Origin of the sequence: Streptomyces sp. NRRL F-525 (genome assembly GCF_000716605.1) — a bacterium.
In the GTDB taxonomy this organism is placed as follows: Bacteria; Actinomycetota; Actinomycetes; order Streptomycetales; family Streptomycetaceae; genus Streptomyces.
This window is the reverse complement of sequence record NZ_JNXE01000018.1, coordinates 24,555-38,106: the sequence shown is the minus strand read 5'-3', so window position 1 is coordinate 38,106 and position 13,552 is coordinate 24,555. Positions and strand designations below refer to the sequence as shown.

At 70.5% G+C, this 13,552-nt stretch carries 13 protein-coding genes; 9 read left to right on the top strand and 4 right to left on the bottom strand.

What is annotated here, in order from left to right:
* The first annotated feature begins 47 nt into the window (after positions 1-47).
* Complete coding sequence (locus OO69_RS25515) at positions 48-995, top strand: hypothetical protein (RefSeq protein ID WP_033283108.1); 948 nt, start codon at positions 48-50, stop codon at positions 993-995.
* 27 nt (positions 996-1,022) lie between these two features.
* On the opposite strand, the gene OO69_RS25510 is transcribed toward OO69_RS25515, so the two are convergent.
* Positions 1,023-1,445, bottom strand: coding sequence for a Rieske (2Fe-2S) protein (locus OO69_RS25510; protein ID WP_033283107.1), 423 nt, complete (start codon positions 1,443-1,445; stop codon positions 1,023-1,025).
* Between the two features lie 221 nt (positions 1,446-1,666).
* Between OO69_RS25510 and OO69_RS25505 the strand changes: the two genes are divergently transcribed.
* A complete protein-coding gene (locus OO69_RS25505) occupies positions 1,667-2,716 on the top strand; it encodes a LacI family DNA-binding transcriptional regulator (protein ID WP_033283106.1) in 1,050 nt (349 codons plus the stop codon).
* Positions 2,713-3,624, top strand: coding sequence for a carbohydrate kinase family protein (locus OO69_RS25500; protein ID WP_033283105.1), 912 nt, complete (start codon positions 2,713-2,715; stop codon positions 3,622-3,624). The genes OO69_RS25505 and OO69_RS25500 overlap by 4 nt, the downstream gene beginning before the upstream one ends.
* A 72-nt stretch (positions 3,625-3,696) precedes the next feature.
* Here the strand turns inward: OO69_RS25500 and uvrA are convergent, their stop codons facing one another.
* Positions 3,697-6,675, bottom strand: coding sequence for an excinuclease ABC subunit UvrA (uvrA, locus tag OO69_RS25495; protein WP_033283104.1), 2,979 nt, complete (start codon positions 6,673-6,675; stop codon positions 3,697-3,699).
* Positions 6,676-6,900: 225 nt separating this feature from the next.
* Here uvrA and OO69_RS25490 point away from each other — a divergent pair, with 225 nt between their 5' ends.
* Positions 6,901-7,587 carry a maleylpyruvate isomerase family mycothiol-dependent enzyme gene (locus OO69_RS25490; RefSeq protein WP_033283103.1) on the top strand — a complete coding sequence of 229 codons (687 nt, stop codon included), beginning with the start codon at positions 6,901-6,903 and terminating at the stop codon, positions 7,585-7,587.
* Here OO69_RS25490 and OO69_RS25485 read toward each other — a convergent pair.
* Positions 7,582-7,872 carry a hypothetical protein gene (locus tag OO69_RS25485; RefSeq protein ID WP_234444526.1) on the bottom strand — a complete coding sequence of 97 codons (291 nt, stop codon included), beginning with the start codon at positions 7,870-7,872 and terminating at the stop codon, positions 7,582-7,584. The genes OO69_RS25490 and OO69_RS25485 overlap by 6 nt on opposite strands.
* Before the next feature lie 116 nt (positions 7,873-7,988).
* Here OO69_RS25485 and OO69_RS25480 point away from each other — a divergent pair, with 116 nt between their 5' ends.
* The 4 genes from OO69_RS25480 (at position 7,989) to OO69_RS25465 (ending at position 11,528) form a co-directional block, all read left to right on the top strand.
* Positions 7,989-8,645 carry an MBL fold metallo-hydrolase gene (locus OO69_RS25480; protein ID WP_033283101.1) on the top strand — a complete coding sequence of 219 codons (657 nt, stop codon included), beginning with the start codon at positions 7,989-7,991 and terminating at the stop codon, positions 8,643-8,645.
* A gap of 326 nt (positions 8,646-8,971) precedes the next feature.
* Complete coding sequence (locus OO69_RS25475; protein ID WP_033283100.1) at positions 8,972-9,856, top strand: ABC transporter substrate-binding protein; 885 nt, start codon at positions 8,972-8,974, stop codon at positions 9,854-9,856.
* Complete coding sequence (locus tag OO69_RS25470; protein WP_033283099.1) at positions 9,853-10,770, top strand: amino acid ABC transporter permease; 918 nt, start codon at positions 9,853-9,855, stop codon at positions 10,768-10,770. The genes OO69_RS25475 and OO69_RS25470 overlap by 4 nt, the downstream gene beginning before the upstream one ends.
* Positions 10,767-11,528 (top strand): amino acid ABC transporter ATP-binding protein, encoded by a 762-nt coding sequence (locus OO69_RS25465; protein WP_033283098.1) that lies wholly within the window; start codon positions 10,767-10,769, stop codon positions 11,526-11,528. The genes OO69_RS25470 and OO69_RS25465 overlap by 4 nt, the downstream gene beginning before the upstream one ends.
* Positions 11,529-11,583: 55 nt before the next feature.
* Here the strand turns inward: OO69_RS25465 and aroQ are convergent, their stop codons facing one another.
* Positions 11,584-12,057 carry a type II 3-dehydroquinate dehydratase gene (gene aroQ / locus OO69_RS25460; RefSeq protein ID WP_033283218.1) on the bottom strand — a complete coding sequence of 158 codons (474 nt, stop codon included), beginning with the start codon at positions 12,055-12,057 and terminating at the stop codon, positions 11,584-11,586.
* Between the two features lie 171 nt (positions 12,058-12,228).
* Between aroQ and OO69_RS25455 the strand changes: the two genes are divergently transcribed.
* A complete protein-coding gene (locus OO69_RS25455) occupies positions 12,229-13,500 on the top strand; it encodes an MFS transporter (RefSeq protein WP_033283097.1) in 1,272 nt (423 codons plus the stop codon).
* The last annotated feature ends 52 nt before the right edge of the window (positions 13,501-13,552 follow it).

The window sequence follows — 13,552 nt, the reverse complement described above, 5'->3', positions numbered from 1 at the left end:
GAACGGCCTGACCAGCCGTTGTGAACATTCACAGAGAGGGCCCCTGCATGCCGCACGCCACACAGCAGGCGGACGTCGCCACCGCGGAACTGGACTCGGCCCTGCGCGGCGGCCCCTTCCATGTCGCGCTGCGCGCCGCCATCGCCGCCCGCGGACTCCCCCTGCAGCGCGTCCAGCACCATCTGACGCGCTACGGGGTCAAGGTCGGTGTCACCAGCCTGAGTTACTGGCAGCAGGGTGCCCGCCGCCCGCAGCGCCCCGAGTCGCTGCGCGCCGTACGGGCACTGGAGGAGATCCTCCAGCTCCCGGAGGAGTCCCTGATCCGGCTGCTCGCCGAGGCCGAGGAACGCTCCGTCGCGCAGCGCCCGGCGGCCCGCTCGTACCGCTCCTTCGTCGAGGCCTCCGGCGTCCTGGAGCAGTTGCTGGCCGAACTGGAGTCCTCCCTGGACACCGGCCTGCACTCCCTCGGGCTGCACGAGCGCGTGCGCGTCGGGCCGCACCGCGAGCTGCTCGGCCGCGAGTCGCACCACATCGTCCGCGCCCACCGGGACGGCGTCGACCGCTTCATAGCCGTCCACTACGGAGACCCCGGCTGCGCCCCGGACCGCATGACCGTGCACGCCCTGGAGAACTGCCGCACGGGCCGCGTCCACCGCCACCACGAGACCGGCATCCTGGTCGCCGAGCTCCTCTTCGGCACCCGCCTGCGCTCGGGAGATACGTTCCTCTTCCGCTACGGCGTCGAGGACGGCACCGCCGGCGTCTCCCGCGAGTACGTCCGCGACTTCGGTATCGCGGGCGGCCAGTACGCGCTCCAGGTGCGCTTCGACGAGAACGCCCTCCCGGTGCGCTGCCACCGCTTCACCCAGCACTCGGCGGCGGCCCCGCGCAGCGGCCGCCAGGAACTGCGCCTGGCCGGAGGACACCACTCGGTGCACCTCGTGGAGCCGCGCATGCGGTCGGGGATCGTGGGGATCGGCTGGGACTGGGAGTGAGCCGCCGGGGCGCGGAGGCCCCGCGGATCAGGCGGCCGGCCCCGCGACGATCTTCCCGTTCTCGGCCGTGACCTTCAGCTCCTGCAACGGTTCGGTGGCCGGCGCCTGCACCACCTTGCCGGTCATCGCGTCGAACTGGCTACCGTGGCACGGGCAGATGAGGGTCGTGCCGTCCAGCTTGTTGATGGGGCACTGCGCGTGCGTGCAGATCGTGCTGTACGCCTTGAGGGTGCCGTTCGCGGCCCGGCTGACGACCACGTTCTGATCGCGGTACAGCGTGGCGCTCCCCTTGGCGACCTCGCTCTCCGCGCCGAGTTCCACGGGCGCGGTCGGGGTCGCGGCGGCCCCTGAACCACCGCCCGAGCAGGCGGCGAGTCCGAGCCCGGCGACGGGCGTGAGGACCGCTCCGCGCAGGACGGTACGACGGCTCGGGGCGGGGCGGCCGGGCATGGGGATCTCCAGTGGTGCGCGCTGTTCAGTCGTTCAGAGGGCGGTGCACGGCGACGATACCCGTGGCGTTCCGCCCGCTTTGAGGTGGGTTCACCGGACGGGCGCTCACGGTACGTAAACGTTTGCGCAAGCGTTTACGTCTGGCGGCGGATGGGATACGTTCCCGCCCAGAAGGCCTGCCACATTTCAAGCCCACCGCACCTCGGGGAGGGGGACCCGCGATGGCCACCATGGTCGACGTCGCTCGGAGCGCCGGTGTGTCCGTCGCGACCGTCTCGCACGTCCTGAACGACACCCGTCCGGTGCTGCCCGGCACCCGGGAGGCCGTGCTGGCCGCGATCGAGGAGCTGGGCTACACCCCCAACACCCTCGCCCGCTCCCTGGTCACGTCCCGCACCCGCTCCATCGGCCTCGCGGTGTCGGCGATCAGCAACCCGTACTTCACGGAGATCCTCCAGGGCGTCGAGGCCGGCGCCCTGGAACAGGGCTACAGCCTGCTCATCGCCGACCCGCACGACGACCCGGAGCACGAGCGCACGGTCGTCCAACTCCTGCACGAGCGCCGGGTGGACGGCATGATCGTCGCCCCGTCGGCGGCCCCGGACGCCCTGGTCGCCTACCTCGCCCGGCACTCCGTACCGACGGTGTTCCTGGACCGGGTGGTCGAGGCACCCCCGGCCGACGCGCCCCCCGTCGACCAGGTGTGCGCCGAGAACATCGAACCGACGGCCCATCTCGTCACCCACCTCGCCGGACTCGGCCACCGCCGCATCGGCCTCGTCGCGGGCCTGCCCGGGCTCAGCACCACCGGCGAGCGGATCGCCGGATACCGGCACGGCCTCGCCGCCGCCGGACTCCCTTACGACGAGCGGCTGTTGGCGTACGGCGACTCCGAGTCGGCCGCCGCCGAGCGGGCCACTGAGAAGCTGCTGTCCCTCGCCGCCCCGCCCACCGCCCTGGTCACCGCCAACAACGCGATGACCATCGGCGCCCTGCGCGCCCTGCGCGAGCGCGGCCTGTCGGTCCCCGGCGACCTCGCGCTGTGCTGCTTCGACGACTTCGCCTGGGCGGACCTGTTCGAGCCCCGGCTCACCGCGATCGCCCAGCCCAGCAAGGAGATCGGCGCCGAGGCCGTACGGCTCCTGCTGGACCGGCTCACCACGCCGGACCGGCCCGCCCGCGTCGTACGCCTGCCCTGCACCTTCGTCCACCGCACGTCCTGCGGCTGCCCCGCCCCGTCCGAACAGTCCCAGAAGGGAAACATCTCGTGATCGTCGTAGCCGGTGAGGCCCTGATCGACCTGGTGCCGCAGGGCACCGGAGCCCTCGCCGCCCTGAAGCCGGCGCTCGGCGGCGGCCCGTACAACACCGCCATCGCGCTCGGCCGCCTCGGCTCCCCCACCGCCTTCTGCTCCCGCGTCTCCTACGACGCGTTCGGCGAGGCCCTCCTCGCCGGGCTGCGGAAGGCCGACGTGGACGTCCTGGACGTACAGCGCGGCCAGGAGCCGACCACCCTCGCGGTCGCCACGCTCGACGCGCACGGCTCGGCCACGTACTCCTTCTACGTCGACGGCACCGCCGACCGGCTCTTCGAGGTGCCCGCGGCGCTGCCCGCCGAGACCGAGGCCGTGTCCTTCGGCACCTGTTCGCTCGTCCTGGAGCCGGGCGCGACCGCCTACGAGGAACTGCTGCGGACCGCGTTCGGGCAGGGCGTGTTCACGCTGCTCGACCCGAACATCCGGGCGGGCCTGATCCCCGACGCGGACGCCTACCGGGCGCGCTTCAAGAGCTGGCTGCCGTACGTCTCCCTCCTCAAGGTGTCCGAGGAGGACGCGCTGTGGCTGGGCGGCACCCCGCGCGAGTGGCTGGACGCCGGTCCCTCGGCGGTCGTGATCACCCATGGTGGCGACGGCCTCGCCGCGTACACCCAGGACGGCACCGTGTACCCGATTCCGGGCGAGAAGGTCGACGTCGTGGACACGATCGGCGCCGGCGACACCGTCAACGCGGCGCTGCTGCACGGCCTGTCCACCCGGAACGCGCTGTCCGCGGAGGGGATGGCCGTCCTGGGCCGCGACGGCTGGACCCAGCTGCTGAAGTTCGCGGCGCGGGCTGCGGCGATCACGTGTTCACGGGCGGGGGCGGAACCGCCGTACGCCTCTGAACTGGGCGGTCTGTAGGGGCTGTTGAGCGCGTGTGGCGCCCTGCGAGGAGGTTCCCGCAGGGCGCCACACGCGCGTGCTCGCCGCCGGTCAGGCCTTGCGGGCCCGCGTCGTCTTCTTCGCGGGCGTGGCCTTCTTAGCGGGCGCTGCCTTCTTCGCCGGGACCGCCGCGGTCTTCTTGGCGGCCGTCTTGCGCGGGGCCTTCACCGGGGCGCCGTCGCTGATCCGGTCGGCGTCGAGGATCTCGCGGAGGAACTTGCCGGTGTGGCTGGTCGAGACCGCGGCCACCTGCTCCGGTGTGCCCTCGGCGATGACCAGACCGCCGCCCGCGCCACCCTCGGGGCCCATGTCGACGACCCAGTCGGCGACCTTGATCACGTCGAGGTTGTGCTCGATGACGATGACCGTGTTGCCCTTGTCGACCAGGCCGCCGAGCACCGTGAGGAGCTTGCTGATGTCCTCGAAGTGCAGGCCGGTGGTCGGCTCGTCCAGGACGTAGACCGTACGGCCGGTGGAGCGGCGCTGGAGCTCGCTGGCGAGCTTGACGCGCTGGGCCTCACCGCCGGACAGGGTGGTCGCGGACTGGCCGAGCCGGACGTAGCCGAGGCCGACGTCCTTGAGGGTGTTGAGGTGGCGGGCGATCCCGGGGACCGCCTCGAAGAACTCCGTGGCCTCCTCGATCGGCATGTTCAGGACGTCGGCGATGGACTTGCCCTTGTAGTGGACGTCCAGCGTCTCCCGGTTGTAGCGGGCGCCGTGGCACACCTCGCACGGGACGTACACGTCCGGCAGGAAGTTCATCTCGATCTTGATGGTGCCGTCGCCCGCGCAGTTCTCGCAGCGGCCGCCCTTGACGTTGAAGGAGAAGCGGCCGGGCAGATAGCCCCGCACCTTCGCCTCGGTCGTCTCCGCGAACAGCTTGCGGACGTGGTCGAAGACTCCGGTGTACGTCGCCGGGTTCGACCGCGGGGTGCGGCCGATGGGCGACTGGTCGACGTGCACGACCTTGTCCACGAGGTCGTCGCCGTCCACGCGCGTGTGCCGACCCGGCACGTTCCTCGCGCCGTTCAGCTCGCGGGCCAGGTGCGTGTACAGGATGTCGTTGACCAGGGTCGACTTGCCGGAGCCGGAGACGCCGGTGACCGCGGTGAACACGCCCAGGGGGAACGAGACGTCGATGTCCTGGAGGTTGTTCTCCCGGGCGCCGTGCACCGTGAGCCGGCGGGAGGGGTCGAGCGGGCGCCGGATCTCGGGCAGCGGGATGGCCTTCTTGCCGGACAGGTACTGCCCGGTCATCGACTCCTCGTTGGCGAGCAGTTCCTTCAGGGAGCCGCTGTGCACGACCTTGCCGCCGTGCTCGCCCGCGCCGGGGCCGATGTCGACGATCCAGTCGGCGACCTTGATGGTGTCCTCGTCGTGCTCGACGACGATGAGCGTGTTGCCCATGTCGCGGAGCCGGACCAGGGTCTCGATCAGCCGGTGGTTGTCGCGCTGGTGCAGGCCGATGGACGGCTCGTCCAGGACGTACAGGACGCCTACGAGTCCGGAGCCGATCTGGGTGGCCAGGCGGATGCGCTGGGCCTCGCCGCCGGAGAGGGTGCCGGCCGCGCGGTTCAGCGAGAGGTAGTCGAGGCCTACGTCGACCAGGAAGCGCAGCCTCTCGTTGCACTCCTTCAGCACGCGCTCGGCGATCTTCTTGTCGCGGGCGTCGAGCTTCATCCCGCCGAGGAACTCCGCGCAGTCGCTGATCGACATCCCGGAGATCTCGGCGATCGACTTGTCCATGATCGTGACCGCGAGGACGACGGGCTTCAGACGCGTGCCGTGACAGGTGGGACAGGGCACCTCGCGCATGTAGCCCTCGAAGCGCTCGCGGCTGGCGTCGCTCTCCGCCTCGCCGTGCCGCCGCTTCACGAAGGGGACGGCGCCTTCGAAGGGCGTCGTGTAGACCCGCTCGCGGCCGTACCTGTTCCGGTACCGCACCTCGATCTGCGTCTTGTGGCCGTACAGCAGGGCCTTCTTGGCGCGCTGCGGGAGGCCCGCGAAGGGGATGTCGGTGCGGAAGCCCAGGGCGTCGGCGAGGGCGCCGATGAGGCGGCTGAAGTAGTCCTTGGTGTGGCCGTGCGACCACGGGTGGATGGCGCCCTCGTCCAGGGACTTGTCCTCGTCCGGGACGATCAGCTCGGCGTCGACCTCCATGCGCGTGCCGATGCCGGAGCACTCGGGGCAGGCGCCGAAGGGCGAGTTGAAGGAGAAGGAGCGGGGCTCCAGCTCCTCGAAGGACAGGTCGTCGTACGGGCAGTACAGGTGCTCCGAGTACATGCGCTCGCGCTCGGGGTCGTCCTCGGGGAGGTCGACGAAGTCGAGCACGACCATGCCGCCGGACAGACCGAGGGCGGTCTCCACGGAGTCGGTGAGGCGGCGCTTGGCGGAGTCCTTCACCGTGAGGCGGTCGATGACCACCTCGATGGTGTGCTTCTCCTGCTTCTTCAGGGTGGGCGGCTCGGAGAGCTGGATGGTCTCGCCGTCCACGCGCGCGCGGCTGTAGCCCTTGGTCTGGAGGTCCGCGAACAGGTCGACGAACTCACCCTTGCGCTCGCGCACCAGCGGCGACAGGACCTGGAAGCGGCTTCCCTCGGGCAGCGCCAGGACCTTGTCGACGACGGCCTGCGGCGACTGGCGCGAGATGGGCCGACCGCACTCGGGGCAGTGCGGCTTGCCGATGCGCGCGAAGAGCAGGCGCAGGTAGTCGTAGACCTCGGTGATGGTGCCGACCGTCGAGCGCGGGTTGCGCGAGGTCGACTTCTGGTCGATGGAGACGGCCGGGGACAGACCCTCGATGAAGTCGACGTCCGGCTTGTCCATCTGGCCGAGGAACTGGCGGGCGTACGAGGAGAGCGATTCCACGTAGCGCCGCTGGCCCTCGGCGAAGATCGTGTCGAAGGCCAGGGAGGACTTGCCCGACCCGGACAGGCCCGTGAAAACGATGAGCGAGTCGCGTGGAAGGTCGAGCGAGACATTCTTCAGATTGTGCTCGCGCGCGCCACGGACGATGAGACGGTCGGCCACGCCGGTCCGCACCTTTCTTGAGAGAAGTGACAGGGGCGGGGCCCCCGTCGTTCTCAGACTAGGGGGAGCCACTGACAACGCCGGTCGGAATCCCGGCCGAGGCATAACAACCTCCGGCCTTCCAGCATGCCCGACGCCGCACCCGACGATATAGCACGTGCATTCGATTTACGGCACTGCTTCACCACCTTCACCCAAAGGTGTGGCGGGACTAGGGTCAGCAGCATGATTGATCACGCTCATGACCTGGCCTCTGTACGTGATGCGACCGAGCGGGTGCTCACCGCAGCCGCCGAACTGGACAACGCCTCTGTGGCCGAGCCGTCACGGCTTCCCGGCTGGAGCCGCGGCCACGTCCTCGCCCATATCGCCCGGAACGCGGACGCCCTCGTGAACGTCCTGGAGGGGCGTCCCATGTACGCCACGGCGAGCATGCGCGACGCCGACATCGAGCGGGACGCCCCGCGCCCCCTCGACGTCCAGCTCGCCGACGTGCGCGAGAGCGGGGCCCGTTTCCAGGACGCGGGTGCCGCTCCCGCGGACTGGTCACGCACCGTGGAACTGCGCAACGGGGTCGTCGACAGCGCCTCCCGGGTGCCGTTCCGGCGCTGGGTCGAGGTCGAGCTGCACCACGTGGACCTGGGGATCGGGTACGAACTGGAGGATCTGCCCGAGGAGTTCACGCGGCGGGAGATCGACTTCCTGGTCGAGCGGTTCACCGGACACCCCGATGTGCCGTCGACGCAGCTCACCGACGGCACGCACGCGTGGAGCACGGGCCGGGCGTCCGACAAGCCCGAAGTCACCGTCACCGGCCGCCCGGCTGATCTGCTCGGCTGGCTCTGCGGGCGCCGTGACGGGGCGGCCCTGGCGGTCGACGGGGACTCCTTGCCGGCACTTCCCCCGCTATAGGCCCAGGGCGCGGTCGTAGAGCCTCCGGTGCCACTCGTCGGCAGTGGGTGCGGGTTGGCTGGTGAGCACGGGGTTCGGGCCGGTCTCGATGAGGTGGAGGAGCGTCCAGGCGACGCCGTAGCAGTCGTCCGGGCCGAAGCAGAGGACGAGCGCCCGGGTCTCCTCTCCCGTGACCGGCTTCGGGATCGCGTCGAGCCGGCGGGCCCGCCTGTCGATCTCCTCCTCGCTCGCGTCCCAGCCGGGGAGCGGGCCGTCGGCGACGAACGCGCGCACTTCGGGTCTCATGGGCGAATGATCGACTTCCGTCGCCACGGCGGGCACGACATCACGCTCCCGCGCCCGGGCACCGGAGCGCGCCGGTCCCTTCGGAACGTCTTCGGGAACCCACTAGGCTGACCGCCATGACGTACAGCGGCGAGGTCACGGTCGGTGGACCGGCGGATGTGCACGAGCTCACGGACCTGATGATCACCAAGATCGCGGTCGGGCCCATGAACAACAACGCCTATCTGCTGCGCTGCCGGGCCACGGACGAGCAGTTGCTGATCGACGCGGCCAACGACGCGGAGACCCTGCTCGGCACGATCGGCGAGGACGGCATCGCGTCCGTCGTCACCACCCACCAGCACGGCGACCACTGGCAGGCGCTCGCCGAGGTCGTGACGGCCACGCACGCGCGTACGCACGCGGGCCGCGAGGACGCCGACGGCATCCCCGTGCCGACCGACGTCCTGGTCGACGACGGCGACACGATCCGGGTGGGCCAGGTCGAGTTGACGGCGCGTCACCTCGTGGGCCATACGCCGGGTTCGATCGCGCTTGTCTACGACGACCCGCACGGGCACCCTCATGTGTTCACCGGGGACTGTCTGTTCCCCGGCGGCGTGGGCAACACCTGGAAGGATCCGGCGGCGTTCGCGAGCCTGATCCACGACGTCGAGACGAAGATCTTCGGCACGCTCCCGGACGAGACCTGGGTCTACCCGGGACACGGCAACGACACGACGCTGGGCGCCGAGCGTCCGCACCTGCCGGAGTGGCACGCGCGCGGGTGGTGAGGATCGGCCGGAGTGGTCACCGTCCGGCGTGAACCGGTGCGTGCGCGCCCCGTGTGAATCCTTCGCACGCGCCGGTGTCCCACGCGCGCTCCCAACACACGTGGTTGCGCGGTCAACTGGAAGCAGCCCCGCTCAGGACGACGGCTCCTGCGCGGATGGGCCGCCGGTCCGTCATTCCCCCGCCCTAGACCGGCGGCCCCGGCGAGCGGGTCGGAATCGGCGGCTCCACAGGCGCTGTTCACAAGAGCGCAACAAGTGTTCCCACTATGCGGACATTCGGGGCTGTGACCTGGACAATCAGGACGTCTGACTGTCACTCTCCCGCCATGCACCTTGCCCCTCGCGTACTGCGACGCGCGATATCCGCCGCGACCATAGCCCTGCTCGCCACCGCCGTCGGCTGTGCTCCCCAGCCGGAGGACAAGGCCTCGGACCAGGCCTCGGGTTCGACCGCGACCACCTGTGCCAAGGGCAAGTTGGCCACCCAGACCTCCGGCAAGCTGACGATCGCAACGGACGAGCCGGCGTACGAGCCGTGGTTCGAGGACGACAAGCCCGCCAACGGCAAGGGCTTCGAGTCGGCGGTCGCCTACGCCGTGGCGAAGCAGCTCGGCTACGACAAGAGCGCCGTCGTCTGGCAGAGCGTCCCCTTCAACAAGGCGTTCGCGCCCGGCGTGAAGACCTTCGACTTCGACATCAACCAGGTGTCGATCAGCACCGAGCGCAAGAAGGCCGTCGACTTCTCGTCCGGCTACTACGACGTGCGGCAGGCCGTCATCGCGCTCAAGGGCAGCAAGGCCGCCAAGGCGACGACCATCGCGGGCCTGAAGGGCCTCAAGCTGGGCGCCCAGGTCGGCACCACGAGCCTGAACTACATCAGCGACGTGGTGAAGCCGACGCAGCAGGAGGCCGCGTTCTCCAAGAACGACCAGGCCGTCTCCGCGCTCAAGAACGGCCAGGTGGACGCGATCGTCGTCGACCTGCCGACCGCCTTCTACATCACCTCGGCCGAGGTGACCAACGCCAAGATCGTCGGCCAGTTCGAGAACCAGGGCGGCACGCCCGAGCAGTTCGGGCTCGTCCTCGACAAGGGCAGCGACCTCACGTCGTGCGTGTCGTCGGCCGTGGACGCGCTCCGCAAGGACGGCACGCTGGCCGCGCTGGAGAAGCAGTGGCTCTCCGACGCCGTCGACGCCCCGGTCCTCAAGTGACCGTGGTGAAGGGCGAGTCGGGCCAGGAGGCCGCGGACGACAAGGGCGACATGCCAGGCGGGGGCGACGCGTACGTCCCCTCGCAGCGGCGCCTGGACCGCGAGCGGCACAAGCGCACGCGTGCCCGTCGCGCGACCGCGATCGCCGCGGTGTCGACCCTGGTCACGGCCGTCGTCCTGTACGTGGTCGTGGTCAGCGCGCCGGGCTGGGAGCGCACCAAGGAGACCTTCTTCGACGGGCACTACGCGCGCGAGGCGTTCCCCAAGGTCCTCGAAGGACTGTGGCTCAACGTCCGGCTGCTGCTGATCTGCGGCGTCCTGGTGCTCGTCCTGGGCATGCTGATCGCCATCGCGCGCACCCTGCGCGGGCCGGTGTTCTTCCCCCTGCGGGTGCTGGCGGCGGCGTACACGGACTTCTTCCGGGGGCTGCCGCTGATCATCAACCTGATGATCGTGGTCTTCGGAGTGCCCGCTCTGCGCCTCCAGGGCGTGACCGTCGACCCCGTGTGGCTGGGCGGTGCGGCGCTGACGCTCACGTACTCGGCGTACGTCGCCGAGGTGTTCCGCGCGGGCATCGAGTCCGTGCACCCCTCGCAGCGCGCCGCGGCCCGCTCGCTGGGCCTGAGCAACCGGCAGGCGCTGCGGCACGTGGTGCTCCCCCAGGCCGTACGCCGGCAGGTGCCGCCCTTGTTGAACGATCTCGTGTCCCTCCAGAAGGACACCGGGCTCGTGTCGATCGGCGGCGCCATCGACGCCGTACGGGCGTCCGACATCATCGCGCAGCGCGCCCTGAACTACACGCCGTACATCGTCGCGGGGCTGGTCTTCGTGGCGCTGACCATCCCGATGACCCGCTTCACGGACTGGGTGACCGCGCGGATGGACAAGCAGCGCGCCCAGGGAGGCACGACATGAGCACCGACACCACCTCACCCGTGCTGCGCATGGAGTCCGTCCGCAAGACCTTCGGTACGTCGGTCGTCCTGCGGGACGTCGACCTGGAGGTCCCTCAGCACACGGTGACCGCGCTGATCGGCGCGTCCGGTTCCGGCAAGTCGACGCTGCTGCGGTGCGCGAACCTCCTGGAGGACATCGACGACGGCGCGATCTGGCTGGACGGCGAGGAGATCACCGACCCGCGCGTCGACCCGGACGCGATACGGCGCCGTATCGGCGTGGTGTTCCAGGCCTACAACCTGTTTCCGCACATGACCGTCCTGGAGAACATCACCCTGGCCCCGCGCCGGGTGCACGGCGTGTCCCGCGCGGAGGCCGAGGCACACGCGCGTGAGCTGCTGGAGCGGCTCGGGCTCGGGGACAAGGCGGGCGCCTACCCGGACCGGCTGAGCGGTGGTCAGCAGCAGCGGGTGGCGATCGTGCGCGCCCTGGCCGTACGTCCGCGGCTGCTGCTCTTCGACGAGATCACCGCCGCGCTCGACCCCGAGCTGGTCGGTGAAGTGCTCGCCGTGGTGCGGGACTTGAAGGACGAGGGCATGACCATGGTGCTGGCCACGCACGAGATGGGCTTCGCCCGGGACGTCGCCGACCAGGTGTGCTTCCTGGACGGAGGCGTGGTCTTGGAGCGCGGTACCGCCCAGCAGATCTTCGGCGACCCGCAGCAGGAGCGCACTCAGCGCTTCCTGCGACGGATCGTGGAGGCGGGCCGGCTGTAGCAGCGGCCTTGTGTAACGGGTGGTCTGTAAGGGGCGTATTCCTGGAGGCCGGTGCTTACGCGTCGGCCTTCCCCGCCCCCGCCAGCGCGGCGACCCGCTCCACGCCGAACACGTACCCCTGCACACCGCACCCCGCGATGACACCGTCGGCGCGCAGCGAGACGTACGAGTGGTGCCGGAAGGCCTCGCGCTGGTGGATGTTGGAGATGTGGACCTCCACCACCGGCAGCCCGTCACAGGTGTTGAGGGCGTCCAGGATCGCGACCGAGGTGTGCGAGTAGGCGGCCGGATTGATCACGATGCCGCAGTGGTTCAGGCGTGCCTCGTGGATCCAGTCGACCAGTTCGCCCTCGTGGTTGGACTGCCGGAAGTCCACCGTGCCGCCGTGCCCGGCCGCCGCCTTGACGCACAGGGCCTCGACGTCGGCGAGCGTGTCGGAGCCGTAGATCTCCGGCTGGCGCTGGCCCAAGAGATTCAGGTTGGGGCCGTTGAGGATCATGATCGGGGCGTTGGCCAGGGTGCGGGGCACGGTTCCTCCGGTCCGTTCGGACATGTCGTTCGAGGCAGGACCGCCGGTCGACGGCACTGCTCGGACCCGGTCTATCACGCCACCTCCGCACCACCGCGCGCCCCGTAACCGTCGCTCACTGTGGGTAGTTGACGCGGCATGCACGATGCACGCACCGTAAGCCCTCCGTCCATGCTGCGCCTCGCGGCCGCCTCGCTCGCCGGGACCGCGATCGAGTTCTACGACTTCTTTGTGTACGGCACGGCGGCGGCCCTGGTTCTCGGCCCTCTGTTCTTCCCGACGTTCTCGCCGGTGGCGGGGACGCTGGCCGCCTTCGGGACGTTCGGGGTGGGCTTCGTGGCGCGACCGCTGGGCTCGATCCTGTTCGGGCACTTCGGGGACCGGCGTGGGCGACGGCCGGTCCTCGTCGCGTCCTTGCTGCTGACGGGAGCCTCGACGGTCGCGGTCGGCTGCGTACCGTCGTACGGCTCGATCGGGGTGGCCGCTCCCGTGCTCCTCCTGGTGCTGCGTTTTCTGCAGGGTCTTGGACTCGGCGGGGAGTGGGGCGGGGCGGTGCTGCTGACCGCCGAGCACGCGCCTGCCGGGCGGCGCGGGCTGTGGTCGAGCTTTCCGCAGGCCGGACCCGCGGTGGGGTTCCTGCTGGCCAACGGCGTGATGCTGGCGCTGTCGGCGACCCTGACGGACGCGCAGTTCGCGCGGTGGGGCTGGCGGGTGCCGTTCTGGGTGGCCGGGGTGCTGGCCCTGGGCGGGCTGTGGCTGCGGTCGTCGCTCGCCGAGAGCCCCAGGTTCCTCGAAATCGACGACCACGCGCGCGTGCCGCTCGCCGAAGTGGTGCGCGGACACTGGCGGTTGGTACTGCTGACCGCCGGGGCACTGTCCGTGGGGTACGCCATCTTCTACGCGGTCACGACGTGGTCCCTCGCCTACGGCACGGAGCGGCTCGGGGTGAGCCGTACCGTCATGCTGGCCTGCATCATGGCCGCCGTGCTGGTGAAGGGCTCGCTCACCCCGCTGGTGGCGCTGCTGAGCGACCGCTACGGGCGCCGTCCGCTGTGCCTGCTGGGGTGCACGGGCGCCGCGCTGTGGATGTTCCCGATGGTCGCGCTGCTCGCCACGGGTGAGCCGCTGCTGATGTTCCTCGGGTTCCTGGGGGCGCTGCTCGCGTTCGTGACGATGTTCGCCGTGCTCGGCGCGTATCTGCCCGAGCTGTACGAGCCGCGGGTGCGCTGCACGGGCGCCGCTGTCGGCTACAACCTCGGCGGGGTCCTCGGCGGCGCGCTCACCCCGATCGTGGCGACGGCGCTCGCCGAGCACAGCGGGCGCGTCCCCTGGGGTGTGGGCGCCTATCTGACGGGGGTCGCCCTGTTCAGCCTGGGCTGCTTCGCGCTGCTGCCGGAGACCCGGCCGGTGGAGGTGGTGGCGGTGGAGCCGGTCGCCGGGTGAGGGCGTGCGCGGCAGGCGGCAGAGGGACGTAAACGTTTGCGCAAGCGTTTAC

What these genes read in the sequence shown, in the direction of transcription:
- OO69_RS25465 (WP_033283098.1), top strand. Translation starts at nt 10,767, where the DNA reads ATGAGCACCGACACCACCTCACCCGTGCTGCGCATGGAGTCCGTCCGC.
- OO69_RS25515 (WP_033283108.1), top strand. Translation starts at nt 48, where the DNA reads ATGCCGCACGCCACACAGCAGGCGGACGTCGCCACCGCGGAACTGGAC.
- OO69_RS25505 (WP_033283106.1), top strand. Translation starts at nt 1,667, where the DNA reads ATGGCCACCATGGTCGACGTCGCTCGGAGCGCCGGTGTGTCCGTCGCG.
- OO69_RS25455 (WP_033283097.1), top strand. Translation starts at nt 12,229, where the DNA reads ATGCTGCGCCTCGCGGCCGCCTCGCTCGCCGGGACCGCGATCGAGTTC.
- OO69_RS25485 (WP_234444526.1), bottom strand. Translation starts at nt 7,872, where the DNA reads ATGAGACCCGAAGTGCGCGCGTTCGTCGCCGACGGCCCGCTCCCCGGC.
- OO69_RS25475 (WP_033283100.1), top strand. Translation starts at nt 8,972, where the DNA reads ATGCACCTTGCCCCTCGCGTACTGCGACGCGCGATATCCGCCGCGACC.
- OO69_RS25480 (WP_033283101.1), top strand. Translation starts at nt 7,989, where the DNA reads ATGACGTACAGCGGCGAGGTCACGGTCGGTGGACCGGCGGATGTGCAC.
- OO69_RS25510 (WP_033283107.1), bottom strand. Translation starts at nt 1,445, where the DNA reads ATGCCCGGCCGCCCCGCCCCGAGCCGTCGTACCGTCCTGCGCGGAGCG.
- OO69_RS25490 (WP_033283103.1), top strand. Translation starts at nt 6,901, where the DNA reads ATGATTGATCACGCTCATGACCTGGCCTCTGTACGTGATGCGACCGAG.